This is a genomic window from Streptomyces sp. NPDC005281, assembly GCF_040607495.1.
In the GTDB taxonomy this organism is placed as follows: domain Bacteria; phylum Actinomycetota; class Actinomycetes; order Streptomycetales; family Streptomycetaceae; genus Streptomyces.
In genome coordinates this window covers 1-26,362 of record NZ_JBEXGX010000005.1, presented here as the reverse complement: position 1 = coordinate 26,362, position 26,362 = coordinate 1, and the positions used below count along the sequence as shown (strand labels likewise).

Genomic DNA, 26,362 nt, shown 5'->3' with positions numbered 1-26,362 from the left:
CGCACCCTGTTCTCATGACTCCCGCGGCGCCCGCGAGACCCGCCGGAGCCGGTCCGTATGCCCGGGGATGTGGTCCTCGGCGCGCATGCGCACGATCTCGCCCCACGGCACGGCCCCGCTGAACAGTTCCTCGCCCTCGTCGCCGACGAGCCGCACGGCGACCGGCGTGGCCTGCTGATCCTGTCGCATCCGGGCGACGAGGCCAACGAATTCGGCGGCATTGCGGCGGACGAGGTCGATGAGGACGTCGCGGTCGACCGAGGACGTCAGTTCCTCGATGGCCTTCGGATCCATGGCCGGGCCGTTGTCCAGCCCCGCCTCGGCTCCCCCCAGCACCTGTCGTGCCGTCGAGGCCAACAGCCGGTCGCTCAAGGCGATATGGGCAAGAGTCCAGTCCGTGTCGCGGTCGCCCGGCCGCGGCACGGACGCCTGGTGGCCGACCATGGCGGAGGTCGCGGCGGTCGCGGCGGCGATCAGGCCCACATAGGCCTCCTCCAGAACTGCGGTCTCCATCGCTGTGCCCTTTCGGAAGTCTCGGATCTCGCCGGTCGCACGGGTGTCCGCGGCCGGGCGCGAGGTGTGGTCGTCGGTTCCGGCGAGTGCCAGGTTCACCAGGCGCCGGACCTCCTCGGGACGCAGGGTCTCGAGGCGGCTGAGCAGGTCGACCGCTTCCGGATCGCCGCCGCACGCGAGGAACTTGGCACGGGCGAGCGCCGCGTGGTCGGTGCCGTCCGGGCCGCTCGCCGCACCCACGGCGCCGCGTCGTTCGGCGCGCAGTTCGCGGCCGTCGCGCAGCCGGACGGTGACACGCGCGCCGAGGTTCTTGGTGGCCCACCGGAAGTCGGTCTCCGGTTCCAGCCAGTCGGGCGGCAGGGCCTCGGCCGCTCGGGCGTCGATGGCGCGTACCCAGGCCTCGGCCCGCTCACCCGCGCGGCGCAGCGCCTGGCCCAGCGGGGCGGTGGCCAGCAGTGCGTGCCGGCTGAACGCCGGGTCGTGCTCGGTGCGTACGCGGGCGGCGACTTCCCAGCGGTCGGGGCGGTCCACCGCCGGGCGCGTCAGGTCGGCGGGGAGCAGGGAGCCGGTGAGCAGGGCGGTGGCGACGTTGTAGGGGAGGGAGAAGTTGAGCGCGGCCACGCTGGAGCCGGGGCCGATCCGGTGCTGCCGGGCTATGCGGTCGAGTCCGGCGGTGAAGATCGAGCCCTCCACGACGACTTCGGCGATCTCCCTGTGGTCGACTCCCGCCAGCGCGTTGTGCAGTTCGATCGCGCAGTCGACGGCGGCACTGGTGTAGGCGCTGCCCGGGTGGATCTTGTACGAGAAGGTCTCCGTGTGCCAGAGGCTGCCGAGCCCGGCCAGTGCCTCCTCGGGCAGCGGTATGTCCGCGAATCGGTGCAGGAACCCTTGCGGGTGCTCCAGTACGTCCTCGGGCCCGGTGAGCCCGAACCGGGCCCCGTCGCAGGCGCTCAGCCCGATCTGCACCGGCACCGCGGCCACCAGCAACTTGGCGTCCGTACTGAAGAATCCGCGTGACAGGCTCCACGTCGGCACCGAGAACGCCATGCCCAGCGCGTGGGCCCAGGTGTCGGCGGAGGCGTTCTCCGCGCGCAGCCGCCCGGCGACCGCCCCCGCGAGATGGGTGTGCCCGGCGGTCTGGCCGCGGAACGGTCCGAGGGTCGCGGCGGCGGTGATACGGGCGGCCGTCTCGTTGGCCGCGAGTACCGAGGTAAGCAGCTGCCGCCCGTCGAGGCCGAGCGAACTGGCGTAGATCAGCGGGACGTTGACGGTGGAGTGCGACAAGTGGCCCGCGTAGGCGGTGTCGTCGAAGTCCAGACAGACGGTCGCCATCGAGAGCGAATGCACGGCGTGCTTCGGATCGTCCTGGAGCGGACTGCCGTAGGCCTGGCCGATGCGCCTGCCGAGCGGGTGCCCGTACCCGGCGCGGGCGGCGCCGAGCTGGCTGAGGATCTGGCTCTTGAGGTGCGCGACGACCCGGTCGGGTGCGTCGCCGAGGTCGAGCCTGCTGCCCCAGCGGGCGAGTCGGCGGATGATACTGGCGTCGCCGGATGCGCCGCGCCCGTCGGCAGCGCCGCCGGGCGTCCCGTGGGGCAGGGTGCCGAAGGCGTCCTGCCCCACGGGAGCCGTTCCGGAGCCGGACATCAGGAGTGCTGTCCGGCGGTCTCGTTCTCGGCCGGAAGGCCGTTCTGCCCCTGGTCGCCCGCCGCACCGGACTCGGCGCGAGCGGCCGGCCGCCTTCCCTTGAGGAAGATCAGCGCGCACAGCCCGCCGACCAGGGCGCCGGTTCCGGCGATCTGCATGGCGAGGTGCATGCCGTCCACGTAGACCGGTCCGACCGCCTCCATGACCGTCGCCCGGATTCCCGGCGGGAGGGCGGCGACGCGGGACAGGTCGCCGTCGCCGAGCAGTGCGACGGCCTTGGCCTGCGTCTGGGCGGGCACGTCGGTGCCGGCCAGCGCGTCCGGCATCGTGTCCCGCAGGTGCCGCAGGAGCAGGGCGCCGGCGAGGGCGACACCGAAGACCGTACCGACCTGGCGGAAGGTGTTCGAGACGCCGGAGGCGGTACCGGCCTGCTCGGCCGGCACGGACCCGAGGAGCGCGACCGTGGCGGGCGCGCCGGTGAACGAGACGCCCACGCCGAGGAGGGCCAGCGACCACCAGTAGCTGCCGAATCCGGAACCGACCTCCAGGACCGTGAGCCCGAAGAGGCCACCCGCGGACAGCACGGAACCGATCGCGATCGGCAGCCGCGGCCCGACCTTCGCGGCCACGATGCTGGCGGCGAACGAGGCGATCATGATCGGCACCGTGAGCGCGAGGAACCGTACTCCGGTCTCGATGGAGCTGAGGCGGTTGATGCTCTGGAGATACAGCGTGAGCAGGAAGATCGCCGCGAACAGGCCGAACAGGCTGAGGAAGTTGACGATGCCCGCGACGACCACGATCGGGCTGCGGAAGAAGCTCATCGGCAGCATGGGGTCGGGGTGGCGCAGCTCCCACAGCACGAACAGCAGCAGCGTCACGACCGAGCCGGCGAACGACCCGAGGATGATCCCGGACGTCCAGCCCTTGCTGTTGCCCTCGATCAGTCCGTACGCCAGGGACGCGATCGCCGTGATGAACAGCAGCTGTCCGACGAGGTCGAGCCGGCGCTTGCGCGGGGAGCGGTTCTCGGTGAGGAGCCTGGCCAGGACGACGGTCGCGATGATGCCGACGGGCACGTTGACCCAGAAGATGCTCTGCCAGCCGTAGTGGTCGACGAGCACACCGCCGAGCACGGGGCCGGTCGACAGGGCGATGCCGCCGACGCCGGCCCAGATGCCGATCGCCTTGGCGCGGGCGGCCGGGGCGGTGTACGCGGCGGAGACCAGTGCCAGCGAGACCGGGATCATGATGGAACCGCAGACCCCCTGGAGGGTACGGCCGACGAGCAGCACGCCGATCGAGTGGGACAGCGCGCAGATCACGGAGCTGAGGGTGAAGCCGGTCAGGCCCGCGAGGAAGATCTTCTTGCGGCCGAGGATGTCGCCCAGGGTGCCGGAGGTCAGCAGCAGACAGGCGAACGTCAGCGTGTAGGCGTCAATGATCCACTGGAGCTGGGTGATGTCCGTGGACAGGTCCTGCTGGATGTCGGGCAGCGCCACGTTCACGATCGTGGCGTCGAGATAGACCATGAACACGCCGAAGCAGAGGAAGGCGAGCAGAAGCCCTTTCCGCTGGCCCGGGGCAGTGGTGTCGCTCATCGCGGTTCCCTCGTGTCAAAGGTTGGGGGACGGGTCTCGGGGACGGTGAGGGGGCGGGTCTCGGGGACGGTGAGGGGCGGGTCCGCCCGTGTGCCAAGGCCCTTCGAGGCTAATGACCGACGGTCAGTCAGTCAACTGACCGGCGGCCAGTCAGTGGGGGAGGTAGATTTGGGGAGGCGATCCCCGCGAACCTGACGGAGGGTCCCCGGACAGGAGGCGAGTCCATGGCGACGGCTGCGACAGCAGAGACGGACCCCGGGAAGCCCGCGCGCCGCAAGCGCCGGACCATGAGCCCCGACGACCGCCGCTCGGCGCTGATCAGGGGCGCTTCCGAGGTCTTCCGGGAGAAGGGCTTCGCGGCGGCCACGGTCGCCGAGCTGGCCGAGGCGGGAGAGGTGGCCAAGGGCACCTTCTACCTCTACTTCGACTCCAAGGACCATCTGCTCGGAGCCATGTGGGAGGAGTACGTCGACGGCTTCCTGCGGGACACCCGCGCCATGCTCGACGAGGGCGGCGCCTGGTGGCCCAGCCTGGACCGCCTGATCCGCACCATGGTCGAGCACGCCGTCGAGAACGCCGCCCTGCACCGCGTCGTCTACCGCTCCGCCAACGCCAAGGCCCTGGAGCTCTGCCACGCCTCCAACCAGCGCGTCGTGGACCTGATGTGCGACTTCGTCGCTCGCGGCTCCCTGGTCGGGGCCTTCCGCGCCCGCGACACCGGCCTTGCCTGCCGGCTGGTCTTCCATGCCGCGGACGGTCTGCTCGACGACCTGATCAGCCGCGACGAGCCGATCGACCTGGAAGCGGTCACCGCGTCCATCCTGGAACTGGCCCACCGCGGCCTGGGCGACCCGGACCTCGACTGAACCGGGAGACGGTCCGGAGGGGAGCGGGGCGCGTCCGGCCAGGGCGCGCCTTTGCACGTTTTCCACCACGCAGTCGATCCAAGAGCGCCGTACTGCGAGCCTCCTGAGGCGTCCGTCTCAGCTGGATGTCAGCAGGATGTCAGGTGGTTGCGGAACAGTCTGCGGTGCACCGGGGAACGGACGAAAGCCCGCCGACCGGAGCGTGGAGAGGTACCCGAAGCGGCCCAACGGGGTACCGAGGCAACTTGGTTCGGGTTTCGGCCCGCGTAGGTTCGAATCCTGCCCTCTCCGCGGTGCACCGGGGAACGGACGGGAGTCCGTCGACCGGAGCGTGGAGAGGTACCCGAAGCGGCCCAACGGGGTACCGAGGCAACTTGGTTCGGGTTTCGGCCCGCGCAGGTTCGAATCCTGCCCTCTCCGCAGAGTGTTCCCGAGCGGCGCCGCCGGACTCCGGCGGCGCCGCCGCGTTGTCCACCCCGGCTTGGAGTGCCCGTCGTCATGAGCGCCCCGTTCGCATCGGTCCTGGTGATAGCCAACCCCGCGTCGGGCACGTACCTGCCCGGGACGGCCGAGGCGGTACGGCGCCGGTTCGCCGACGCGGGCCGGACCGTCACCCTCGTCGTCACCGAACAACCGGGACAGGCAGGCAAGTTGGCTGCCGAGGCGCTCGCGTCCGGCGGCCCCGCCTTGGTCGTCGCGCTGGGCGGAGACGGGACGGCGCACGACGTGGCCGCCGGCCTCGCGGACGGCGACCCCGAGTCCTCCCGGGGCTCCGCCCGGCCCCCGGCTCTGCTGATCCTCCCCACCGGCACCGGCAACTCCTTCTACCGCGAGATCTGGGCCGACCGCCCCTGGCGTGAGGCACTCGAACTTGCCGTGACGGCACCGCACTTCCGCGAGATCGACCTGGCGCGCGTCGCGGAGAACGGCGCGCTTGCCCTGCTCGGCGCCTCCACCGGCGTCGTCGCCCAGTCCCTCATCACGGCCCGCGACATCACCGACGCCGGCCGCGAACGGTACGAGAAGGCGGTCGCCGAGTCCCTGCGTACGTTCACCCCGTACCCGGGCCGGGTCCTGGTCGACGGCGAGGTGGTCCAGGAGGGCCCGACCGTCTTCGCGAACGTGGGCGGCGGCCGGCACCGCGGCGGCCGGTTCAAGTTGCTCCCGGACTCCGTCATGGACGACGGCCTCCTCGACGTCTGCGTCGTCGGCACCGCCCTCCCGCTGCGCGAACTCCCGGCACTCTCCCGCGACGGCGGCCACGTCGGCCGCGAGGGCGTGGTCTACGCGCGCGGCCGGAACATCGTCGTGGAACGCACCGACGGACAGCCACTCGTCTTCGAGTACGACGGTGACGTACTGGAGATGCCGGGGGAGCGGTTCACGCTGGACGTACTGCCGGGGGCGCTGAGGGTCGTGGCACCGTCTCCGGAGGCGTAGCCGAAGTCGCCCCGGGCGAGGGGGTCCTGGTCAGGCCGCCAGGAAACCGCGCCGGGGCCCGTGCGTGCGAGGGCCCCGCCGGGAACGGATCCCGGCGGGGCCACGAACTCCCGTTCACGCCACAGGCTTCTCCGGGACGCACTCCGCGTCGCCCGGTGGAATCCCTTCCCTGGCAACGACTTTGAGACATCGTCACCTGCTCCACCTGCTCCACCTGCTCCGCCATCTGGAAGACCGACGGGGTGATGCAGTCGGCGGCGGAAGGGCAGGGAAGTACGGATTCTCGGCTCACGGTCGCCGCAATTGCCGGTATCCGGCCAGGGCGATAAAAGCGTGCCTTCCGCCGACTCCGATTCCCCGCCATGTGCCGCGGACGACGAAACGGCTTTCGGAGCCGTACACGGGTCAGTCCCGGCGGGCCACCAGGCGGTAGGCGTTGGACACGCCGAGCCGGTGCGCGAGCGGGCGGACCGCGAACCGGTCCAGCAGCGTGCCCAGGACCAGGGCCGGGATCGCCGCGACGAGCAGGGTCGTGCGCCCGGCCCGGCGCAGCGCGCCAGGCGGCCTCGGCAACCAGGGCGCGTCCTCGCGCGGAGCGGCGTGGTCCAGCGCCAGCCAGACGGCGGCGAGCAGGTCCACCGGATCGTGAGGCTCGGCATGCTGCTGCGCCACCACCGTGAACCCCAGCTCCGCCAGTCGGTGGCGCAGATTGGCGACCGGCGCGAAGTGCAGGTGCTGCGGCTGGAGCCAGGGCAGCCACCAGCGGCCCAGCAGCCGGGCGTAGCGGCTCTCGGGATCCGGGACCTCGATGAGCAGATGGCCGCCGGGCCGCACCGCCTGCCACGCGGCCCTCAGTTCACGGTCGGGGTCGGTGCTGTGCTCCAGGTAGTGGAACATGCTCACCACGTCGTAGCGGGCGACGAGTTCCGGTGCCAGGTCGGGGAAGGCACCGCGGTAGCCGTGCTCCACCCGGCCCTCGTGGGCGGCGAGTTCGACGCCGTCCGTGAAGTCGAGACCGTCGAACGCCGTGCCGGGCAGCATCTCGTGGGCGGTCGCGCAGAAGTGGCCGTGCCCGGTGCCGACGTCGAGCCAGTTCTTCGGGGCGGAGTCGTACGGCAGGATCGACTCGGCGCGGTCGCGATACATCCTGGTACGGCCGCCGAAGGTGTCGCCGAGTCTCTTCTCGCCGAGCCCGTCGTAGAAGTCGCGGTAGTAGAACTCCAGCCCGGCCTCGCTCAGCCGGGGGTTCTGGAAGACGTGCCCGCAGGCGTCGCACTTGTCGAGGACGAACCGGCCCGGCTTGTGCTGGAGCAGGTCGGTGGTGCGCAGGCGGGTGGTCAGCGGGCCTGAGCCGCACCAGGGGCAGGTGGTGCGCGGCGGCTCGAAGAAGCGGCCCGTGCCCTCGGCCAGATCGGCCAGGTAGACGGGGCGCAGCCCGGCCACCCGCTCGGCACGGCCGGCCTCCCTGACCGGTTCCCTTGCGTCCTGCTCGCCGGCTTGCCCGGTCGGTCCATCCGTCAGCTCACTCATCGGTGCTCCCAGGCGAGTTGTTCGAGGCTGTCCGCCGCCGCGGATGCACCGCCGGCGGCGCGGAACGCCGTACCGATCCGTTCGGCGGCTGCGCGGTGCCCGGGTTCGTGCAGTACGGCGTCGAGTGCGGCGCCCAGTCGGGCGGCGGTCACGCGGCCGAACCTGACCCGGACGCCCGCCCCCGCGTCCACCACCTGACCGGCCACCACCGGCTGGTCGTCGCGGATGGGCGCCACCACGAGCGGAACCCCGTGCCACAGCGCCTCGCACACGGTGTTGTGTCCGGCGTGGCAGACCACGGCGTCGACCCTTTCGAGGAGGGCGAGCTGAGGTACGGAGGGCAGGACCAGCAGATCCTTGTCGTGGCCGGGCGAGGGGTGAGCGCCGTACGGAGCCCCGGTGCCGTCCGGGGACGGAATGTCGCCCCGTGACCGGGCGGCGACCGCGCCCAGCGTGTTCCCCGGGTCGACGACGACCCCCTGCACCCGGTCGGCGCGTGCGCGCAGGGCCTCTCGGCAGACGGCGAGAAAACGCCCGCCGGCGTCCGCGTTCGCGGTGCCGAGCGTCACCAGCACCGTGGCCCGGCCGGGGTCCAGCCAGTCCCAGGGGAAGCCAGCCACGGCCGGTCTGGCCGTGATCGAGGGGCCGACCCAGCGGATCGGGCCGCCCCGACCGGCGGCCGGCGGACCGGCCAGCTCCACCGTGCTGAACGCCAGCACCAGATGCGGCGAGAACCGCGGATCGGTGTCGCCCGCCGGATCCCCGACGGACCCGCGCAGGCCCGCCAGGCGCTCCGCCAGCCATTCCGTGACCTTCGGCAGCCCGGCCAGCGGGTCGGAGAACTCGGCCGAGGTGGTCGCCGAGGTGGCCCACGGCAGCCCCGCCCGCTCGGCGACCAGCCCGCCCGAGAACGCCTGCTGGTCGGCGACGACCACGTCCGGACGGAACGTCTCGACCGCCGCCCGCACCCCCGGCGCCATGGCCTCGGCCAGCGGCAGCAGATACCACTCCCACAGGAACTTCAGCGCCTCGGGCCCCCGCAGATCGGGCGGCCGCCGCGCCTCGCCCGCCCCCGGTACCGTCCCGGCGCACGGGAACACCGGGGCCCGGTCACCCGCGAGGCGTCCCACGAGACCGGGGTCGGCGCAGGCCCACGCCACCCGGTGCCCGCGCGCGAGCAGCAGGTCGGCGACTCCGACGGCCGGGTTGATGTGCCCGACCAACGGCGGTACCACGAACAGGAATGCGCTCACCTGGCCTCGACCCCCACGCTACGGGCCGCCGAAGTCCCCTGGATCAGCGCCAGGATGTGACCGCCCACGGTCCCGGCGGCCTCCACCAGAACCGAGTGCTCGTGGCCCGGGATCACCACCGTCCGGCAGTCCGGCAGCAACGACCCCAACCAGGGCGCGAGTTCGGCGAGGTCGGAGTCACCCCCGTACACGCCGAGCACGGGACGGTGCATCGCGGCGATCTGATTGTCCGTCAGGACGCCACTGGCCGGGATGTCCTGCCCGAGGGTGGTGTCCCGGGCGAGCCGGGCCGCGCCTCGGGCCAGTCGGGCCGTGTTGTGACCACGGTTCGCCGTGATCCAGGCGAGGGCTTCGAGCTCGTTGTGCGCCAGTTGGGCCATCACCCGGTCGAGGATGCCGCCGAGCTTCGACGCCCAGGCGGCGGTGGCCGGTTCCGACTCGATCAGGGACACGCTGGCCACACGCTCCGGATGGCGGGCCGCGAAGCCGAAGGCGATCGTGCCGCCGTAGGAGTTGCCGACCAGGTGCACCGGTCCGGTCACCGCCAGCCGGTCCAGCAGCGCCCGGAGGTCGTCGATGCTGTGGTCCAGGGTGTAGCCGTCGGGCGGGCGTTCGCTGCGGCCATGGCCCCGCAGGTCGTACATGACGACGTCGAGGCCGGCCGCGGCGAAGGCCGGCGCCACGGTGAAGTAGTAGCTGGCCAGGCTGTCGGTGAGCAGACCGTGGATCAGCACAGCGGTGGCGGTGGCCGCCCGGTCGTCCCGGGGGCCGATCCGCTGTACGTGCAACCGGAGTCCACCGGTGTCGACCATCACCATGCGTCAGCTCCCCTCCGCCGCCTTCAGGCTGGTCACGACGTAGGCGACGAGCTGCCCCACGGTGAGCCCGATGATCTCGTCGAACTCCATCCCGGCCAGGAACTCGGCGAAGTTGACCCGCCCGCCGTACCGCTCCTCCAGCAGCCCCGACAGCGTCACCAGGTCGATGCTCTCCAGCTCCAGATCGCGGTTGAACGTGGTCGCCATGCCGATCTCGACGTCGTCGAGGCCGTACTCGTCCTCCAGGAGCCGGGCGAGCAGTCCGGTGATCTCGGCGAGCACCAGGTCCGCGTCTGCGGGGTGGGGCGTGGCGTCCGCGGGGTGGGGGGTGGCTCTCATGGGGCGTACTCCTCCTCGTGGGGGTGTCCCGTCGGCCCGGTCGGTCCTGTGGTCCAGGCCACGACGTAGGCCCGTTCGGTCAGTCGGGGCGGGTTCGCGGCGGGCGCGCACCGCACCGCGTAGGCGCGTTCCAGGCGCCCTGAGACGATCAGCTCGTCCCCGGCCGGTGCCGCCTCCAGCACGGCGAAGTCCCGCGGCCGGCCGCCGAAGCCGGTGCCCTCCGCCTTGGCGACCGCCTCCTTGGCGGCCCAGAACCGGGTGAACCACAGTGCCTCGGTGCCGCCGGTGCCGCCGGTGCCGCCGGTGCCGCCGGTGCCGCCGGTGGCGCACAGCGTGCGCAGCAGCCGCAGTTCCTCCACGCCGAGCACCGTCGCCATCGCCTGCGGGTCGCGGGCCGTGACCTCCTCGATGTCGATGCCGGGACCGGGAGCGGGCGTGTGCGGTCGTACGATCGCCACGCCCGCCTCGCCGCGGTGGGCGAGAGAGATGTCCAGCGGGGGCAGTTCCCGGCCGTGCACCCCGGTGACGTACGGGCGGCCCATGCCGTCGTTGCGCACCCGCAGCTCCGCGGGAAACACCGGGCCCTCGCCGTGGTCCCACAGCCATTGCCGTACGGCGTCCTTGACCGCGATCCGGCCCAGCAGCCACTGTCGCCGGCCGCGTGGCGGGTGCCCGGCGTAGTCCGAACGCTCCTGTCCGCCAAGCGAGTTGCGCATGATCAGGTCGCGCGACGCCAGATCCGGCCACCGTTCGTGCACCAGTGACCAGCCGCCCGGGCGGGCCTCGGACAGGGTGTTGCGCTCGGGGAAGCGCTCCACCGGCCGGGTGCGCGGATCGTTGTCGAACCGGCGGTCCTGCCAGCCGCGCAACTCCGCCCACACCGCCCCCGCCACCGAAAGCTGTACGTCGGCCTCCAGCACGGTGTCGGTGAGCGAGGTGATCCGCACCAGACACACCACCTTCGTGCCCGGGGCAGGGTGCGGGCCGTGGAAGCGCATCTCCCGCATTCCGACCGGGAACACGACCGTCCGCTCGGAGCGGGTCGCCATGATCCAGTAGCCGAGGATCTGGCCGACGTTGTCCAGCAGGGCGCCGGGCGCCGCCGGGGCGGTGATGATCCCGCGGATGTGCCGCTCGCCGAGCGCGGTGAGTTCGGTGACTCCCTGGAACGCCGGGCCGTGGAACATCCAGCGCTCGCCGTACAGGTGCGCCGCGGTGTGGAGGGGCGCGCGTTCGCTCGCGGGGTCGGTCCGCCAACGGTCCGGCGGCGGGGCCGGGTAGCCGGTGGCGAGTTCGACGGTGGCGCGGGCGCGGGGACCGAAGGACACGGCCAGGCGGTCCGGTGCCACGGGCTCCACCGTGACCTGTACGTCGACGGCGGGGGTGGCCGTCAGCCACTCCTCGAACCGGGCGCCGTGCACCGCGACCGGCACCTTGCCCGGCGCCGCCCTCCGGGCAGCGTCCATCAGGTGGTGCACGATCGTGGTCGCCGGGACGACCGGCCAGCGGTCGGCCACGTCCGGCCAGTTGGCCCGCTGGGGGAAGAAGCAGTGGTCGAGCAGGTACGGCATGGTCTCCGGAGAGACGCGGACGACCGAGGTTCGTACGTGGGGGCCCGTCGCCGCGTCGCCGACCGCCGTTCGCGTCTCGGTGACGGGTCCGGAAGCCGGCACGGAGACCGAGACGGGGACGGGGGCAGAGGCGGGGACGGGGGGAGGGGGCGTGGCGGCCGGTCGGCGGGTGGGCCGCGCGGCGATGAGCGCTGCCGCCGTGTCCGCGGTGTCCCGCAGCAGGGCCTCCAGTTCGGCGGCGGCGGGGAACCGGTCGGTGAGCCCACCCAGCGCGTACCGGGTGGCGGCGCCCGGATTGGGTACGGGAGCCCTCAACTCGGCCCGCAGGTGCGCCAGTTCCGGGCCGTCGAGCGAGATCAGCGCGCCGTCCAGGTCGAGACGCACGGGGGGCCGCGCCGGCAGCGCGCCGCCGTCGGTGGGTCCGGACCCGGCTCCTGAAGTGGTGCCCATGCGGGGCCCGGTGGGCAGGGCGGGGGCGACGGCCGCCCCCGCCGTCCACAGCGCGGCCGCCACCCGGCGCAACTGGGCGAGGCCGGTGCGCTGGGGGGAGTTGGCGGCCACGGTCAGATGGTCGCGGTCGCCGAGGGTGTCGCCCATGAGAGACCCGAGCTGCCCGGGGCCCACCTGGACGAAGGCCCGGTGCCCCGCCGCGTACAGGGCCTCGGTCAACTGCCGGAAGCGCACGGGTTCCAGCAGGTGCCGGACGAACAGCTCCCGTACCTCCGCCTCCCGTTCGGGGAACGGCGCCGCGGTCGTCCCCGACCACACCGGGACGGTCGCCGGATGCAGCCGGAACCGCTGCGCCGCCTGTCCGATCGGCCCGAGGTAGGGCGCCAGCATCGGTGTGTGGAAGCCGGAACGGAACGGCAGCACCTGGCCGAGCACACCGCGGGCCCGGAACGACCGGACGAATTCCTCGACCGCGCGGTCCGGCCCGCACACCATCGACTGGCCCGGCGCGTTGTCGTGGGAGAGCACCAGGCCGGCGCCCGTGAACTCCTGTTCCAGGGCGGCCAGTACGCGCTCCGCGGGCGCGCCGACGGCACCGAACGCGAGACCCGGCACCGTCACCGTGTCCGGATCGAAGCCCGCCATGAAGGCGTCGACCTCGTCCCCGGAGTACAGCCCGGCCACCGTCATCGCGGTCCACTCGCCGACGCTGTGCCCCGCGACCGCGTCCGGCACGACACCCAGGCGACGCAGCGCCGCGTCGAGAAGGCGTCCGACGGCCACCACGCCGAGGCCGTGCCGGCCCACGTCGCCGACGGGGTCGCCCTCGGGCGCCACCCGGGGCAGTCCGAAGTGCGCGGCCACGTCGTCGACGCGCGCGGAGAACTCGCTCTCCAGACCGGGGAAGACGAAGACGAGCTTGCCGTGCCCGGGACCGAGCAGGGGGCCGGGCCGGAACCAGACGTCGCCCCGGCCGTGCCAGGCGCGGCCCCGGCCGACCGCCCGGCGGGCCAGCGCCAGCCGTTTCGCGGTCGGGTCGACGATGCCGAGCCGGGCCCGGCCCGCGGCCGGATGGGGAAGCGCGGGGTCGAGTCCGGCGGCGCGTACCGCGGCGTCGTCGGTGTCCAGCAGGGCGGCGAGCCGTTCCGGGCCGTCCGCGGCGAGCAGCAGGACCCGCTCGGGCTCGGTGACCCGCACGGCCGGGCGCCCGGCTGCCGGAGCGGGCGCCGTCGTGACGGGCGCCGGTGCCTCCTCCAGCACCACGTGGGCGTTGATCCCGCCGAAACCGAAGGCGTTCACGGCGGCCCGGCGCACCGGGTGACCGGGCGAGATCTCCCAGGGGGCCGCCTTCTCCAGCGTACGGAAGCGGGTCGCGGCCAGCGCCGGATGCGGGTCGTCGCAGTGCAGGGTCGGCAGCAGTGTCGCGTGGTGCACCGCGAGAGCGGCCTTGACCAGTCCGGCCACCCCCGCTGCGGGCATGGTGTGCCCGATCATCGACTTCACCGAGCCGATCACCGCGCGGTCCGTGCCGGATCTTCCGGCCGGGCCGAACACCGCGCCGAGCGTGGCCAGTTCGGCCGCGTCGCCGGCCGGGGTCGCGGTGCCGTGCGCCTCCAGCAGGCCGACCGAGCCGGGCGCGGCCGGGTCGAGTCCGGCGGCGAGCCATGCCTGCCGCACAGCACTCGCCTGACCGCCGGGATCGGGGCTGACCAGGCCGCCGGCCCGGCCGTCGCTCGCCACCCCGGTGCCCCGGATCACCGCGTAGATCCGGTCGCCGTCGCGCCGGGCGTCGGCCAGTCGCTTCAGCACGACGACCCCGGTGCCCTCGCCGACGAGGAGACCGTCGGCGTCCCGGTGGAAGGGGCGGATGCGCTCGCTGGGGGAGAGGGCGCGCAGTTGGGAGAAGACGCTCCACAGGGTGATGTCGTGGCAGTGGTGGACGCCTCCGGCGAGCATCAGATCGCAGCGCTCCGAGGAGAGTTCGCCCACCGCCTGGTCGACCGCGACGAGCGACGAGGCGCAGGCGGCGTCCACGGTGTAGGCGGGGCCGCGCAGGTCGAGCCGGTTGGCCACCCGGGAGGCGGCCAGGTTGGGCACCAGGCCGATCGCCGACTCGGGGCTGTCGGGGCCGAGCCGGTCGGTGAACGCCGTGCGTACACGGCTGAGTTGACTGTCTGTCAGCTCAGGTAACAGCTCGCCCAGGGTGCGCACCAGTTGCCCGGCCGTGCGCACCCGCTGGTCGAGCCGGACCAGGCCCGGGGTGAGATAGCCGCCCCGGCCGAGAACGACACCGACGCGCCGCCGGTCGGGAAGCCGGTCCGGGCCGCCCGCGTCCGCGAGGGCCGCGGCGGCCACGTGCAGCGCGATGAGCTGGTCGGGCTCGGTGCCGGCCACCGAGTTCGGCATGATCCCGAACCGGGTCACCTCCACCTCGGCCAGCGCGTCCACGAACCCGCCCCTGCGGCAGTACACCTGGTGGGCGACGGCCGGTGCGGAGGCGGTGCCGGGGTGGTAGTACCCGGCGTCCCAACGCCCCTGCGGCACCTCGCCGATCGCGTCCACGCCGTCCCGCAGGTTGAGCCAGTACGCCTCCAGATCCCGGGCCCCTGGCATCAGCACCGCCATGCCGACGATGGCGACCGGAACCTGCCGCCGCGTCATCAGCTCTCCCGCCGAGCCCACCGTCCGGTCCCTCGCCGCCCCTGCCGCGCCCGCCGCGGTATCCGTCACTGAACTCCTCACCAGCCCGAGGCGGTGTAGACGACGGCGGTGGTCGACGGGTCGCCCCAGGCGAGTTCACGCAGCAGGGCCGCGGTGCCTTCCTCGGGGTCGATCAGGCCGATGCCCCGGCGGCCGTAGGCGCGGGCCAGCTCCGGTCCGACCATGCCGCCGTGCCGGGCGGCGGGCGCCCAGGGCCCCCAGTGCACGGTCAGAGTCCGGTGCCCGGTGCGGGCGGCCCAGGCCGAGCCGAGGGTCTGGAGCGCGTCGTTGGCCGCCGCGTAGTCAGCCTGGCCCCGGTTGCCGAGGACACCGGAGACGCTGCCGAACAGCACACTGAACGCCGGTCCGTCGGGCAGTTCCTCCAGCGCGGTGAGCAGGGCACCGGCGCCGGTCGCCTTCGTACCGTAGACCCGCTGGAAGGACTCGGGGGTCTTCTCGGCGATGATCCGGTCCTCGATCACCCCGGCCGCGTAGACGACACCGTCGAGGCGGCCGTGCTCGGCGTGGATGTCCTTCACCGCCTGGAGCACCGCCTCCGGCTCCCGGAAGTCGACGCAGCGGTAGCGGACCTCGCTCCCGAGCGCTCTGAGCTCCGTCAGCGTCGTGGTGATCTCCCGCTGCGCGAGGAGGAGTTCGGCGGCCTGGTTGATCGCGGCCGGTCTCATCCCGCCGCGGGCGGCGAGCGCCGCGCGCAGTGCGGCCGGGGTACGGGCGGCGGCCGTGTCCGGGTCCTCCGGGCCGTCCGGCGCGGGCGTCCTGCCGAGCAGTTCGAGCCGGCACCGGCCGGCGGCGGCGATGGCCGCTGCGCACTGCGCGGTGATGCCGCGTGCCCCGCCGGCCAGCAGGACCACCGCGTCCCGGTCCAGGCCGAGCGCGGCGGCTTCGGCCGCACCGGCACCGGCCGGGCCCGCGCCGGTGCCGCCGAGGATCCCCAGCGGTGACTCGACGAGCTCCGGGCCGAACCGGCCCTCCGGCCGGCGCAGGACGACCGGGGCGAGGCCGGACGCGCACAGCTCGTCGACCAGCGCGTCCGCGAGCAGCAGCCCGTCCGCGACGGTCAGCGTGTCCGCGACGGCCGACGTGGTCACCACCTCCACCGTCCGCGCGACCGTCGACGGGTACTCCCGCGCCACGGTGCGGAAGAGGCCGCGCAGCCCGGCGGCCGCCGTGTTCGGCGTGTCCCTGCCGACGGCCCGCATGGCCAGCAGCCGGCGCGGTTCCAGGGCGAGGGCGGCCTTCAGGACGGGGAACGCGTTCGGCAGCACCGGCGCGCCACCCGTGACGAGGTACAGGACCCCGTCCAACCGCCCGTCGTCCTGGGTGAGCAGATGCTCCCGGTCGCGTACGACGACGTCGGCGCCGTACGAGGCGAGCCGGGCGCCGATCTCGGGGGCGTCGCCGAGGACGGCCCACCGCGTCCCGGAGAGCACGGCCGCCGGATCCGCGGTGTCACCCTCCTGCTGGAGGGGCACCGACCGCAGCAGGTACCGCTTGGGCGCCTCGCCGCTCACCGTCGCGGCGTTCACCGCATCGCCTTTCACTGCATCGCCGTTCACCGCGTCGCCGTTCACCGTTCGCACGGCCTCGACGGTCCCGGACGCCTCCGATGCCTCGAACGCCTCAGCCGACTCGGAGGCCGCAGAGGACTCGGCAGTGTCGGCCGCCGGGATCGTCTCGGCGTCCTCGGCGGGAAGCGTGGTCGGTTCCGCGGGGCGGGAGAGCCGCGCGGTCAGCCAGTCGGTCACCGCGGCGGCCGTCCGTGCCTTCGCCAGATCCTCCAACTCGGCGTCGTCGAGACCGGTGAGGTCCGCGCCGTCCCCGGCGCCGAGGCGCCGGGCCAGTTCGCCGGCTATCTCGGCCCGCTTGATGGAGTCGATGCTGAGGTCGGCCTCCAGGTCGAGATCGGGCTCGATCATGTCGAGGGGATAGCCGGTTCGCTCGCTGATGATCTCCAGGACCACCTGCTGGACGTCGACGTCCTGAACCGACGCCGACCCGGTGGCGGGTGCCTGGTCGGCCGGCAGCCCTGCGGCCCGGGGCGGTGGGGACATCGGCGGCTCCACCCGGGGCGCGGCGGCCGTCGTGTCCCGCGGTGCCGACGGGGCGACGGGCGCGGGTGGCGCGGCCGTCCGTTCCCCGGACACCGCTCCGAGGTAGGTCATCAGCACGTCACGCTGGGCTGCGACCATCTCGCGGCTGGTGCGCAGGAATTCGGAGATCAGCGCGTCCTGGGCGTCCTGGCGGTCCTGGTAGTGCACGCCGTTGCTGCCGTTGCTGCCGTTGCTGCTGTGCATGCCGTGGCGGCCGTCCCGGTCGGACGGGGCCGCGTGCTGGGGGTTCGTCGGCACCGTCGTCTCCACGACTCGTCGGGCCGGTGCGAGCGCACCGGGAAGGAGGTCTCCGGCGGCGGTGCGTACCAACTGTCCGTCGACCGTCCAGCCGGGCCGCTTCGGCACCGGCGTGCGCACCGCGTCGACCGCGTCGCGGCCCCGTAGCAGCCAGCCGGTGCGCACCGGCAGCCCGGCGACGGCCAGTCGGGCCAGGGCGTCCAGCCAGCCGCGCAGGCCGCTGTCCGGGCGCGGCTCACAGGCGACCGTTCGGTGCGGCCGGTCGCCGAGGATCTGTCCGACCAGCCCGGTCAGCACGGATCCGGGCCCGGCCTCGACGAAGATCCGCGCGCCCGCCTCGTACATCGCCTCGATCTGCTCGACGAACCCGACCGGGGCGCCGATCTGCGCGGCGAGTTCGGCCCGTACCGCGTCCGGGTCGGCGGCGTACGGCGTCGCGGTGCGGTTGGCCCACACCGGGAACTCCGGTGCGCGCACCGGACGGGCCGCGAGCGCCTCGGCGAAGCGGGCGCCCGCACCGGCGACCACAGGGCTGTGGAAGGCGCAGGCCACGGGGATGCGCCGGGCGTCGTACCCGGCCTCGCGCAGCAGACGCACGGCGTCCGCGACGTCGTCGGCCGGGCCGGATATCACCGTCTGACGGGGCGCGTTGCGGTTGGCGACGACCACGGCGGCCGGGGCCTCCACAGCCCGAAGGGCCGCGACGACCTCCGTGGCGCCGGCCGCGACCGCGGCCATGGTCCCCGGGTCCGCTCCGCGGTCCGCCCCGGCGGCCGCGAGGATGGCCGCCGCCCGTTCGGAGCTGAGCGCGAGAAGCGTCTCCGGGCTCAGGGCGCCCGCCGCGCTCAGGGCGACCAGTTCGCCGTAGCTGTGCCCCGCGGCCATGTCGGGCCGCACCCCGGCCGTGGTGAGCAGGGCGTGGGCGGCGAGGCCGGCGATGCCGAGCGCGGGCTGTGCGGCCCGGGTGTCGGTGAGCGCCGCCCGCTGCCGGTCGCGTGCGCTGTCGTCGAAGGCGGCGGGCGGGTACAGCCGCCCGGCGTGGTCGGCGCCGAGTTCGAGGTAGTGGCGCAGCTCGGGGAAGACGACGAACAGGTCGGTGAGCATTCCGGGGCGCTGGCTGCCCTGACCGGGAAAGAGGAAGGCGACCTTGCCCTCGGCCGGGTCCTGGGCAGGCGCCGCCGCAGGTGACGTCCGCCCGTCGCGTCGCGGCACCAGATGGACGCCGTGCGCGGGATCGTGCTCCCCGGCCAGCGCCCGCCGCAGCCGCCCGGTCAGCTCGTCCAGGTCCGCGGCCACGACCGCCACCCGTGCCGGATCCGGACAGACATCGGCCCGGCGGGCCGCGCTCAGCGCCAGGTCGCGCAGCCGCCACGGCCGGCCGTCGGCCTCGGCGGCCCCGAGCAGTTCCTCGACGGCCCGGTGTGCCGCCGCCGTGTCCCGGCCCCGGAACACGAACAGTTCGGCGGGCCATTCGTCCAGCGTCTGCGCCGGTGCCGCGCCGTCCGCGTACGCGCCGAGCACCACATGGAAGTTGGTGCCGCCGAAGCCGAACGCACTGACACCGGCGAGCCGTTGCGAGGCCGGAGCCGCCCAGGGCCGGGCCCGGGTGTGGAAGGCGAACGGGCTGCTTCCCTCGTCCCAGGCGGCGTTGGGGTGCTCCAGATGCAAGGTGGGCGGCCGGACACCGGTGTACAGCGCCAGGGTCGCCTTGATCAACCCGGCCAGCCCGGCAGCACACTTGGTGTGTCCTATCTGCGACTTGACCGACCCGAGCACACAACTCCCCGGCTCAGCCCCGGCCTTGCCGAACACCTCGCCCAGGACGGTCAGTTCGGTGCGGTCGCCGACCACGGTCCCGGTTCCGTGCGCCTCGACGAGCCCGACGTCGGCCGGTGACACCCTCGCGTTGCGGTAGGCCCGCTCCAGCGCCGAGCGCTGCCCCTCGGGGCGGGGCGCGGTCAGACCCAGGGAGCGGCCGTCGCTGGAACTGCCGAGGCCCTTGATCACCCCGTAGATCCGGTCTCCGTCCCGCTCGGCGTCCGCGAGCCGCTTCAGGACGACGCAGGCGACGCCCTCGCCGAGCGCGATGCCGTCCGCCGAGCCGTCGAAGGAGCGGGAGCGCCCTGTGGGGGAGAGCGCGTGCACCGAGGAGAACAGGACGTAGTCGTTGATGCCGTTGTGCAGGTCGGCGCCGCCGCACAGCACCACATCGCTGGAGCCGCCGACGAGTTCCTTGCACGCGACGTCCACCGCGGCCAACGAGGAGGCGCAGGCGGCGTCGACGGTGAAGTTGGCGCCACCGAGGTCCAGCCGGTTGGCGATCCGGCCGGAGATCACATTGGCGAGCATGCCCGGGAAGGAGTCCTCGGTCAGCCGGGGCAACTGGCCGTCGAGGCCCTCGGGGACGCGCCCGTGGTACGACGGGAGCACGGCGCGCAGCGTGGCCGCGTTGGACAGGTCGCTGCCGGCCTCCGCGCCGAACACCACGGAGGTGCGGGAACGGTCGAACTCCCTTCCCCCGTCGCCGTAGCCGGCGTCGTCCAAGGCGCGCCGGGCTGCCTCGAGGGACAGCAACTGGACCGGCTCGATGCTGCCGAGCGACGTGGGCGGGATGCCGTAGCGCAGCGGGTCGAAGGGAATACGGGGCAGGAAGCCGCCCCATTTGGAGGGGACGGCACGGCTGGAAGGGGCGGCCCCGCTGGAGGGAAGGGCACGGCTGGAGGGGGCGGCACCGTCGTCGCCCTGCGCGTAGTGCACGGCCGGGTCCCAGCGCTCGGGCGGTACCTCACCGACAGCGTCCCGGCCGCCGACGACATTCGCCCAGAAGGCGGGGAGGTCGGGCGCCTGCGGGAACATACAGGCCATCCCGACGACCGCGATGTCCAACGGAGGGGGCACCACCGGTTCCCGGTTCCCGGACCCGCCCGGCCGCTCGCCCAGCCGGTCGCGCAGCCCCACCGCCCGCCGCGTGAGGAAGCCGGCGGCGCTGGAGGTCACCGACTCGTGCAGCGCCGCGACGGTAGTGGTGGCCGAGCGCAACACGGCCACCTCCCCGGCCATGAACATGCCGTCGGTGAGCTGGCGCGCCTCGTCGACCGACCTCAGCGCCCCGCCGCCGTCCCGTTCCACGCCCTTGCTCGCGAGGCGCAGCCGCCCGATGTTGAGCTGCTCCAGTTCCTCCCAGATCCGCCGGTCGGTCACGCCCGCGGACCGCAGCCGGCCCTCGTGCTCGCGGTACCCCTCGGTGAACGAGCTCGGCACGCAGCGGGTGGCGTGGCCGGGGGCGGTCTCCAGGAGCGTGGTCCGCTCGGCGGCCCGCACCTGGCGCTGGAACAGCGGCTGGATCGCGCCGCGCGCGACCACCTCCTCGGTGAACAGGTACGCGGTGCCCATGAGGACCCCGACGGCGGCCCCGCGCGAGGTCAGCGGGGCCGCGAGCGCGGCGACCATCGCCGCCGAGCGCTCGTCGTGGACACCGCCCGCGAAGAACACCTCCAGCGCCTCCGCCGTGTCCCCGCCGTTCCCGTCGCCCGCATCCTCGCTGCCGCCCTTGCCGCCCCTGTCGTACCCGCTGCTCTTGCCGGCCGTGTCCTCCAGGAAGTCCTCCAGGACCGCGAGTTGGGCCTCCCAGAGCGGGAAACTGCCGCGCGGACCGACGTGCCCGCCGCACTCGGAACCCTCGAACACGAACCGGCGGGCCCCGGCCTCCAGGAACTGCCGCAGCAGCCCCGGCGAGGGCACGTGCAAGAACGTACGGATTCCGTCCCGCTCCAGCGCCCGCGCCTGGGAAGGCCGTCCGCCCGCGATGACGGCGTGCGTCGGCCGCAGCTCCCGTACAGCCTCCAATTGGGCGGCACGCACCTCCTCCGGCGCGAAGCCGAGCACGCCGACGCCCCAGGGCCGCCCGGCCATGGCGGCCCGGGTCTCGGTCAGCATCGCCCGGGTGCGCGCGCCGTCCGCCAGCGCCAGCGCGAGAAACGGCAGCGCGCCGGCCTCGGCGACCGCCGCCGCGAACTCGGCGCGGTCACTGACCCGGGTCATGGGTCCCTGCGCGACGGGCAGCCGGGTGCCGAGCGCCCGGCTCATCGCGGAGCCTGTGCCCAGTGCTCCGGCGGCCGTGTCGTCGCGTACGACTGCGCGCACCGCGTCCGTCAGAGCGCGTACCGTCCGGCGCGCGTCCCCCCAGCGCCGCGCGAACCGGGCCGCGAGGAAGCCGTCCTGACCCACCGGCAGCAACTGGGTACGCGGATCCTGTGCGCCCAGTGCCGCCGCCACCGTCTCCGGGTCGGTCCCGGTGATGCGCGGCGCGTCCGGTCCCCGCCGCAGCAGCACCCGGTGACCGGCCAGCACCGTCGTCTCCGAACCGTCCAGGGGCCGCAGTTGCGCGGCGGCCGCCTCTGGCAGGGAGGACTCGGCCAGCAGCGCGAGCTGGCTGTCCAGCACCACCCCGGCCGCTCCGCCGGCCATGGCGGCGGCCGCCGTCCGGGGGCCGATGCCACCACAGGCCCAGACGGGGAGCGGCAGGTCGGGCGCGGCGAGCAGCCGCTGGAGCAGGACGAAGGTACTCAACTCCCCGACCCGGCCGCCGCATTCGCTGCCCCGGGCGATCAGCCCGTACGCCCCGGCGAGCATCGCGGCCCGCGCCTCGTCGAGGTCCGTGACCTCCACCAGCACACGGTGGTCGGCGGTCAGGCCGCCGGCCTGCCACGGCGCGTCGACCGCGAGGACCACGGTGTCCGGCCGACCGGCGTCACCGGTCCCCGGCGCGAGGTCGGCGGGGTCCAGCCGGCAGCGGGCGCCGATCCGAACTCCGAACGGTCCCGGTGCCAGGCGGCGCAGGCGTTCCAGCGCGTCACGGGATCTTCGGTCCCCGTTGCCCAGGTCGAGGACGCCGAGCCCGCCGGCCCGGCACACGGCCGCGGCGAGCCGGGCGTCGGGTTCGCCGAACGGGGTGATGCCGATGATCATGTCCTCGGAACGCACAGCAGACGTCATGATTCTCCGAATCAAGCTGAGACTGCATGGTGGGGGATGCGGTACGACAACGATGGCGGCGCGTCGGATTCCAGCGGGACCTGCGACAACCCGGGGAAGACCGTTCTATATAGCCTGCTCGAAACGCGTTGAAAGGTAGCCCTGTTGTTACTGGCTGGTCAATGTTGAACCAGTGGGGCGGTGTGCGGGGGTATTGATTCGGTCAATCGTGGATGCCGGAGAAGGTGCCGGGATTCGGAGCAATTCCGCGATGGTGGCGTCTCGTTCACTCCCTTCACACATCATCGAAACGCCGATAGGTGAATGAGGAACTTTCTCTGGTGCGGCATGTCCGAATCGGGGCGCACTTTCCCTTCGGGCGGCGGGCACAGGAAAATTCCATGTGCCGATCTTGAATTGACCGGGAAAGGTCTGTGCAGGGATTTACGCGGGCGCTGTATGGGCATCGCATGGCCCGCGTGCGAACGCCCGTACGGGCATCGCGCGGCACGCGTGCGGACGCCGTACGCGCGGAAGCCAGGCGTGAGGCGGGGTCTCGGCCGGACGGCGCACCGGCTGCCGGGTGTTTCCGCGGGCTTCGCCCGCTCACACGCTGCGCCGCCCGGCTGATCGACTCCGGGGAACTCGACAACTGACATGCCAGGAGGGGGCCTTGGCCTCACACCCGGTCCCGGGCGTGAGACCTCGGGGGCCTCGTAGGTCAGATCGCGCCATCGCGAGCGACCCGCGGTCCCCGCACGGCCCGGGGCGTCTCCGCCGCGGTGAACGCGCTGGTGATCGGCGCGATGAGCGAGGCGAAGCGGCGGGCACCCTCATTGCCGATCGGCGCCCACAGTGCGGCACAGTGCTCGTCCGTTTCCACCTCGATCCGCTCCCGCTCCGCGCTGCCTGCTCGGGTGATCGTGGCGTTGGAGTCGAGCCAGCCTCGCGCGGCGAGACGTGCCGTCGCCGCGCTCCACTCCTCGTCGTCCCATTGCCGGGTCTCTCGCGCGAGAGCTGTCGGGAGGCGGCCCGTCGCGGTGTGCAGGACGAGGCAGTCGCACGGCCCGAGTCCGTTGTCGGCGAGCACGACGAGATGAGCGTCCCCGCGCCACTCGCGCACCACGGTGATCTGCTGCCACAGCGCGACGAGAGGGTCGGGTGGAAGCTCGACCGAGGCGTTCGCGGCGGCCAGCACCTTGCCGGCGTAGTCGGCGCCGGCGACGACCGGGTCGATCAACGAGCGCGCCTCGGCGAGGTGGTCGCCCGTGAGGCGCACGTCGACGCGCCGCATCGCCCGTCCGGCGGCCGAGAAGCGGGCGGCCTGCCACCGCTCGGGCGGCGCGGCGTCCCACACGCCCGCCATGGCCCGCACTGCCCGCGGGCTGAAGTTGTAGAAGGCCGCGAGGGTGACTTGCCACGGGACCGCGCCCATCGCGGCCGACCGGAAGGCCAGATACGCCCGTCCGCGGTCACTCACGCCGAGCTCGGCCGCGTTCAGGGCGCTCTCGGGGGCGAGATAGACGAACAGGTGGGCGGCGCTGACGGCGCAGCTGACGTCGCGGACGGCGTTCAGGTCCATCGGCCCGTCGCCGGGGCGGGCGGAGCCGCGAAGGTCGTAGAGGTGCGTCACGGTTGTCTCTCCGGAAAGTCGGGCGGTGCCGTCAGGCGGACGTTTCGGCGGTGGCGATCAACACGGCGCGCCCGAGCGTGTGTTGGGCCATCGTGAAGCCGAGGACGGCCGGGGTGGCATCGGCCGGTACGCCGGTGGAGGTGACGTCGAGGGCGTGCACCACGACGAAGTAGCGGTGCGGACCGTGTCCGGCCGGAGGGGCGGCGCCGATGTAGCGCGCTGCGCGGGCGTCGTTGGGCAACTGGTAGGCACCTTCGGGCAGATGTGAGCCGGTGTCGTCGCCGGCACCCTCGGGCAGTTCGGTGCAGGTGACGGGGATGTCGGCGACCGCCCAGTGCCAGAACCCGGACCCGGTGGGGGCGTCGGGGTCGTAGACGGTGACGGCATAGCTCTTGGTGCCGTCCGGGGCGCCGCTCCAGGACAACTGCGGGGACATGTCCTTCCCGCCGGGCAGGCCGGAGGCGTGCTGCCCGGGCGGCCAAGCGGCGCCGTCGGTGACGGTGGTGCTGGTGAGGGTGAAGGGCACCGCCTCGGGGAGGCGGGCGAAGGGGTCGTTGACGTTCACGGTGATGCTCCTCATCGGGGCTGTCCGGCGGGGCGGTGGCGCGGCCGGTCGGGGCGGCAGGGGCGACGGAACGGCACTGTCGTCGATGGCACGCCTCCAATGAATCGACAGTAACACTAATAATCGATTATCCAAGGGATCGTCTATGCTGACGTCATGACTGGCACGCCTGACAACCTCGCTTCCTCCGGGAAGCAGATGCTTTCCGAGCAGGTCCACACACGCCTGCGGGGCGCGATCATGCGCGGGGACCACGCCCCTGGCGACGCCCTCAAACCGCAGGATCTCGCCAGGGAACAGGGCGTGAGCCTGGCCGTCACGCGTGAGGCGCTCGTGCGGCTGGTCGGTGAGGGGCTCGCCGACCGGCTGCCCAACCGCGGGTTCGCAGTCCCGTCCTTCTCCGACCACCGCTGGCAGGAGATCGCGGAAGCTCGCCGGACCATCGAACCGGTCATGCTGCGCATGTCCGTCGAGCGCGGCGACGTCGACTGGGAGGCCCGCGTACGGGCTGCCCACCACCGCCTGGTGCGCACTCCGGCGTATGTGCCGGAGGAAGGCGAGTACTACACCGGCACTTGGGCCGAGGCTCACAGGGTCTTCCACCGCACGTTGCTGGAGGGGTGCGGCAACCGCGCACTGCTGGAGACCTTCGACCGGTTGTGGACCGCGAGCGAGCTGGCCCGCCGCTGGTCGGCGCACCGCAACCCTGACCGGGACGGCACCAAGGAACACCGCATGCTGGAGGAGGCGGTGTTGGCCCGCGACGCCGACACCGCAGCAGCGGTCCTGGTCCAGCACCTCACCCTGACCGCGGCTGCCCTGGCCGACGATTCAGGTCAGGTCTCCTAGTGTCCTGCGCCAGAGATCCGCTGGCAGAAGCGGGCGAGGGAGTCGAGGATCTCTTCGGCTGTTTTGGTCCAGGTGAACGGGGTCGGGTTCTCGTTCCACTGTTTGACCCAGGCTCGGATGTCGGCTTCGAGGGAGCGCACGCTCTTGTGTGCGCCGCGCCGGATCTTCTGGTCTGCGAGGAAGCCGAACCATCGCTCGACCTGGTTGATCCAGGAGGAGCCTGTGGGCGTGAAGTGCAGGTGAAACCGCGGGTGTTTGGCCAGCCACGTCTTGATGGCCGGGGTCTTGTGAGTGCCGTAGTTGTCGCAGATCAGATGCACTTGCAGGTGCTCAGGGACTTCGTTGTCGATTTTGATGAGGAACTTCTTGAACTCCGCGGCCCGATGCCTGCGGTGCAGGGAGGTGATGACTTCGCCGGTCGCGACATCGAAGGCCGCGAACAAGGTGGTCAAGCCGTTACGGACATAGTCATGAGTGCGACGTTCGGGCATGCCAGGCATCATCGGCAGGACAGGCTGCGAGCGGTCCAGGGCCTGGATCTGGGACTTCTCGTCCACGGACAGGACCACCGCACCCTCCGGCGGATTGAAATACAGGCCCACCACGTCGTAGACCTTCTCCACAAACAATGGATCTGTCGACAGCTTGAACGTGTCACTCAGATGGGGCTTGAGCTGGAACCTGCGCCAGATCCGGCCCACCGTCGACTTCGACAACCCACTGCGGTCCGCCATCGATGAACGCGACCAGTGCGTCGCGTTCTTCGGGATCTCCTCCAGCGTGCTGACCACGACGGCCTCCACCTGGTCCACGCTGATGGTGGGCGGCCGGCCCGGCCGCGGCTCGTCCACCAGCCCGTCCAACCGTGCGGCCAAAAACCGGCGACGCCACTTGCGGACTGTGTCCGCCGCGATGTGTAACTCGCGCGCCACCACGACAATCGGCGGCACATCAACACCATCACATGCCAACACGATGCGAGCCCGCAAGGCCACTGCCTGCGCAGATGACGCCCTACGGGCCCAACGCTCCAACACCACACGCTCATCAGGCGACAACAGCAACGATTCCAACTTCGGACCGCGACGTGGCACCGGAACATCCGCAGAAGCACTCATAAACGAATTAACGACGGATCTCTGGCGCAGGACACTAGTACTCCAGCAGTACTTCGTGGCTTGACCTGGGGAAACGTCGAGCGGTGGGAGTGTAGCGGGCAGGATGCCGTCACGGACGGCTTCTGCCCG

Annotated in this window: 14 protein-coding genes and 2 tRNA genes; 5 read left to right on the top strand and 11 right to left on the bottom strand. The window is 72.8% G+C overall.

Annotation, left to right across the window (positions count from 1 at the left end):
• Positions 1-12: 12 nt before the first annotated feature.
• A complete protein-coding gene (locus ABZV42_RS09050; protein ID WP_356051375.1) occupies positions 13-2,157 on the bottom strand; it encodes an MmgE/PrpD family protein in 2,145 nt (714 codons plus the stop codon).
• Entirely contained in the window at positions 2,157-3,758 is a 1,602-nt protein-coding gene (locus ABZV42_RS09045) for a DHA2 family efflux MFS transporter permease subunit (RefSeq protein WP_356051373.1), read from the bottom strand. The genes ABZV42_RS09050 and ABZV42_RS09045 overlap by 1 nt, the downstream gene beginning before the upstream one ends.
• Positions 3,759-3,982: 224 nt before the next feature.
• Here ABZV42_RS09045 and ABZV42_RS09040 point away from each other — a divergent pair, with 224 nt between their 5' ends.
• From ABZV42_RS09040 to ABZV42_RS09025, 4 genes are all read left to right on the top strand, one after another.
• Positions 3,983-4,624 (top strand): TetR/AcrR family transcriptional regulator, encoded by a 642-nt coding sequence (locus ABZV42_RS09040; protein WP_355984374.1) that lies wholly within the window; start codon positions 3,983-3,985, stop codon positions 4,622-4,624.
• A 204-nt stretch (positions 4,625-4,828) separates the two neighbouring features.
• A tRNA-Cys gene (locus ABZV42_RS09035) sits at positions 4,829-4,915 on the top strand.
• A 42-nt stretch (positions 4,916-4,957) separates the two neighbouring features.
• A tRNA-Cys gene (locus ABZV42_RS09030) sits at positions 4,958-5,044 on the top strand.
• 78 nt (positions 5,045-5,122) lie between these two features.
• Positions 5,123-6,064: a diacylglycerol kinase family protein gene (locus tag ABZV42_RS09025; RefSeq protein WP_356051371.1), complete on the top strand. Its 942-nt coding sequence runs from the start codon at positions 5,123-5,125 to the stop codon at positions 6,062-6,064.
• Positions 6,065-6,469: 405 nt separating this feature from the next.
• Here the strand turns inward: ABZV42_RS09025 and ABZV42_RS09020 are convergent, their stop codons facing one another.
• From ABZV42_RS09020 to ABZV42_RS08985, 8 genes are all read right to left on the bottom strand, one after another.
• Positions 6,470-7,594 carry a class I SAM-dependent methyltransferase gene (locus ABZV42_RS09020; RefSeq protein WP_355984372.1) on the bottom strand — a complete coding sequence of 375 codons (1,125 nt, stop codon included), beginning with the start codon at positions 7,592-7,594 and terminating at the stop codon, positions 6,470-6,472.
• The gene (locus tag ABZV42_RS09015) at positions 7,591-8,847 is read right to left on the bottom strand and encodes a glycosyltransferase (protein WP_356051369.1); all 1,257 of its coding nucleotides are present in this window, start codon (positions 8,845-8,847) and stop codon (positions 7,591-7,593) included. The genes ABZV42_RS09020 and ABZV42_RS09015 overlap by 4 nt, the downstream gene beginning before the upstream one ends.
• The gene (locus ABZV42_RS09010; protein WP_356051367.1) at positions 8,844-9,665 is read right to left on the bottom strand and encodes an alpha/beta hydrolase; all 822 of its coding nucleotides are present in this window, start codon (positions 9,663-9,665) and stop codon (positions 8,844-8,846) included. The genes ABZV42_RS09015 and ABZV42_RS09010 overlap by 4 nt, the downstream gene beginning before the upstream one ends.
• Before the next feature lie 3 nt (positions 9,666-9,668).
• A complete protein-coding gene (locus ABZV42_RS09005; RefSeq protein ID WP_356051365.1) occupies positions 9,669-10,004 on the bottom strand; it encodes an acyl carrier protein in 336 nt (111 codons plus the stop codon).
• Positions 10,001-14,686, bottom strand: coding sequence for a beta-ketoacyl synthase N-terminal-like domain-containing protein (locus tag ABZV42_RS09000; protein ID WP_356051610.1), 4,686 nt, complete (start codon positions 14,684-14,686; stop codon positions 10,001-10,003). The genes ABZV42_RS09005 and ABZV42_RS09000 overlap by 4 nt, the downstream gene beginning before the upstream one ends.
• Before the next feature lie 77 nt (positions 14,687-14,763).
• The gene (locus ABZV42_RS08995; RefSeq protein WP_356051362.1) at positions 14,764-22,089 is read right to left on the bottom strand and encodes an SDR family NAD(P)-dependent oxidoreductase; all 7,326 of its coding nucleotides are present in this window, start codon (positions 22,087-22,089) and stop codon (positions 14,764-14,766) included.
• Positions 22,090-22,789: 700 nt separating this feature from the next.
• On the bottom strand, positions 22,790-23,650 hold the full coding sequence (locus tag ABZV42_RS08990) for a hypothetical protein (RefSeq protein ID WP_356051608.1): 861 nt from the start codon (positions 23,648-23,650) through the stop codon (positions 22,790-22,792).
• 82 nt (positions 23,651-23,732) lie between these two features.
• Positions 23,733-24,266 carry a YbhB/YbcL family Raf kinase inhibitor-like protein gene (locus ABZV42_RS08985; RefSeq protein ID WP_355984367.1) on the bottom strand — a complete coding sequence of 178 codons (534 nt, stop codon included), beginning with the start codon at positions 24,264-24,266 and terminating at the stop codon, positions 23,733-23,735.
• 156 nt (positions 24,267-24,422) lie between these two features.
• Between ABZV42_RS08985 and ABZV42_RS08980 the strand changes: the two genes are divergently transcribed.
• The gene (locus ABZV42_RS08980) at positions 24,423-25,115 is read left to right on the top strand and encodes a GntR family transcriptional regulator (protein WP_355984366.1); all 693 of its coding nucleotides are present in this window, start codon (positions 24,423-24,425) and stop codon (positions 25,113-25,115) included.
• On the opposite strand, the gene ABZV42_RS08975 is transcribed toward ABZV42_RS08980, so the two are convergent.
• Complete coding sequence (locus ABZV42_RS08975; protein ID WP_356051606.1) at positions 25,112-26,233, bottom strand: IS630 family transposase; 1,122 nt, start codon at positions 26,231-26,233, stop codon at positions 25,112-25,114. The two genes, ABZV42_RS08980 and ABZV42_RS08975, sit on opposite strands and share 4 nt — an antisense overlap.
• Between the last annotated feature and the right edge of the window lie 129 nt (positions 26,234-26,362).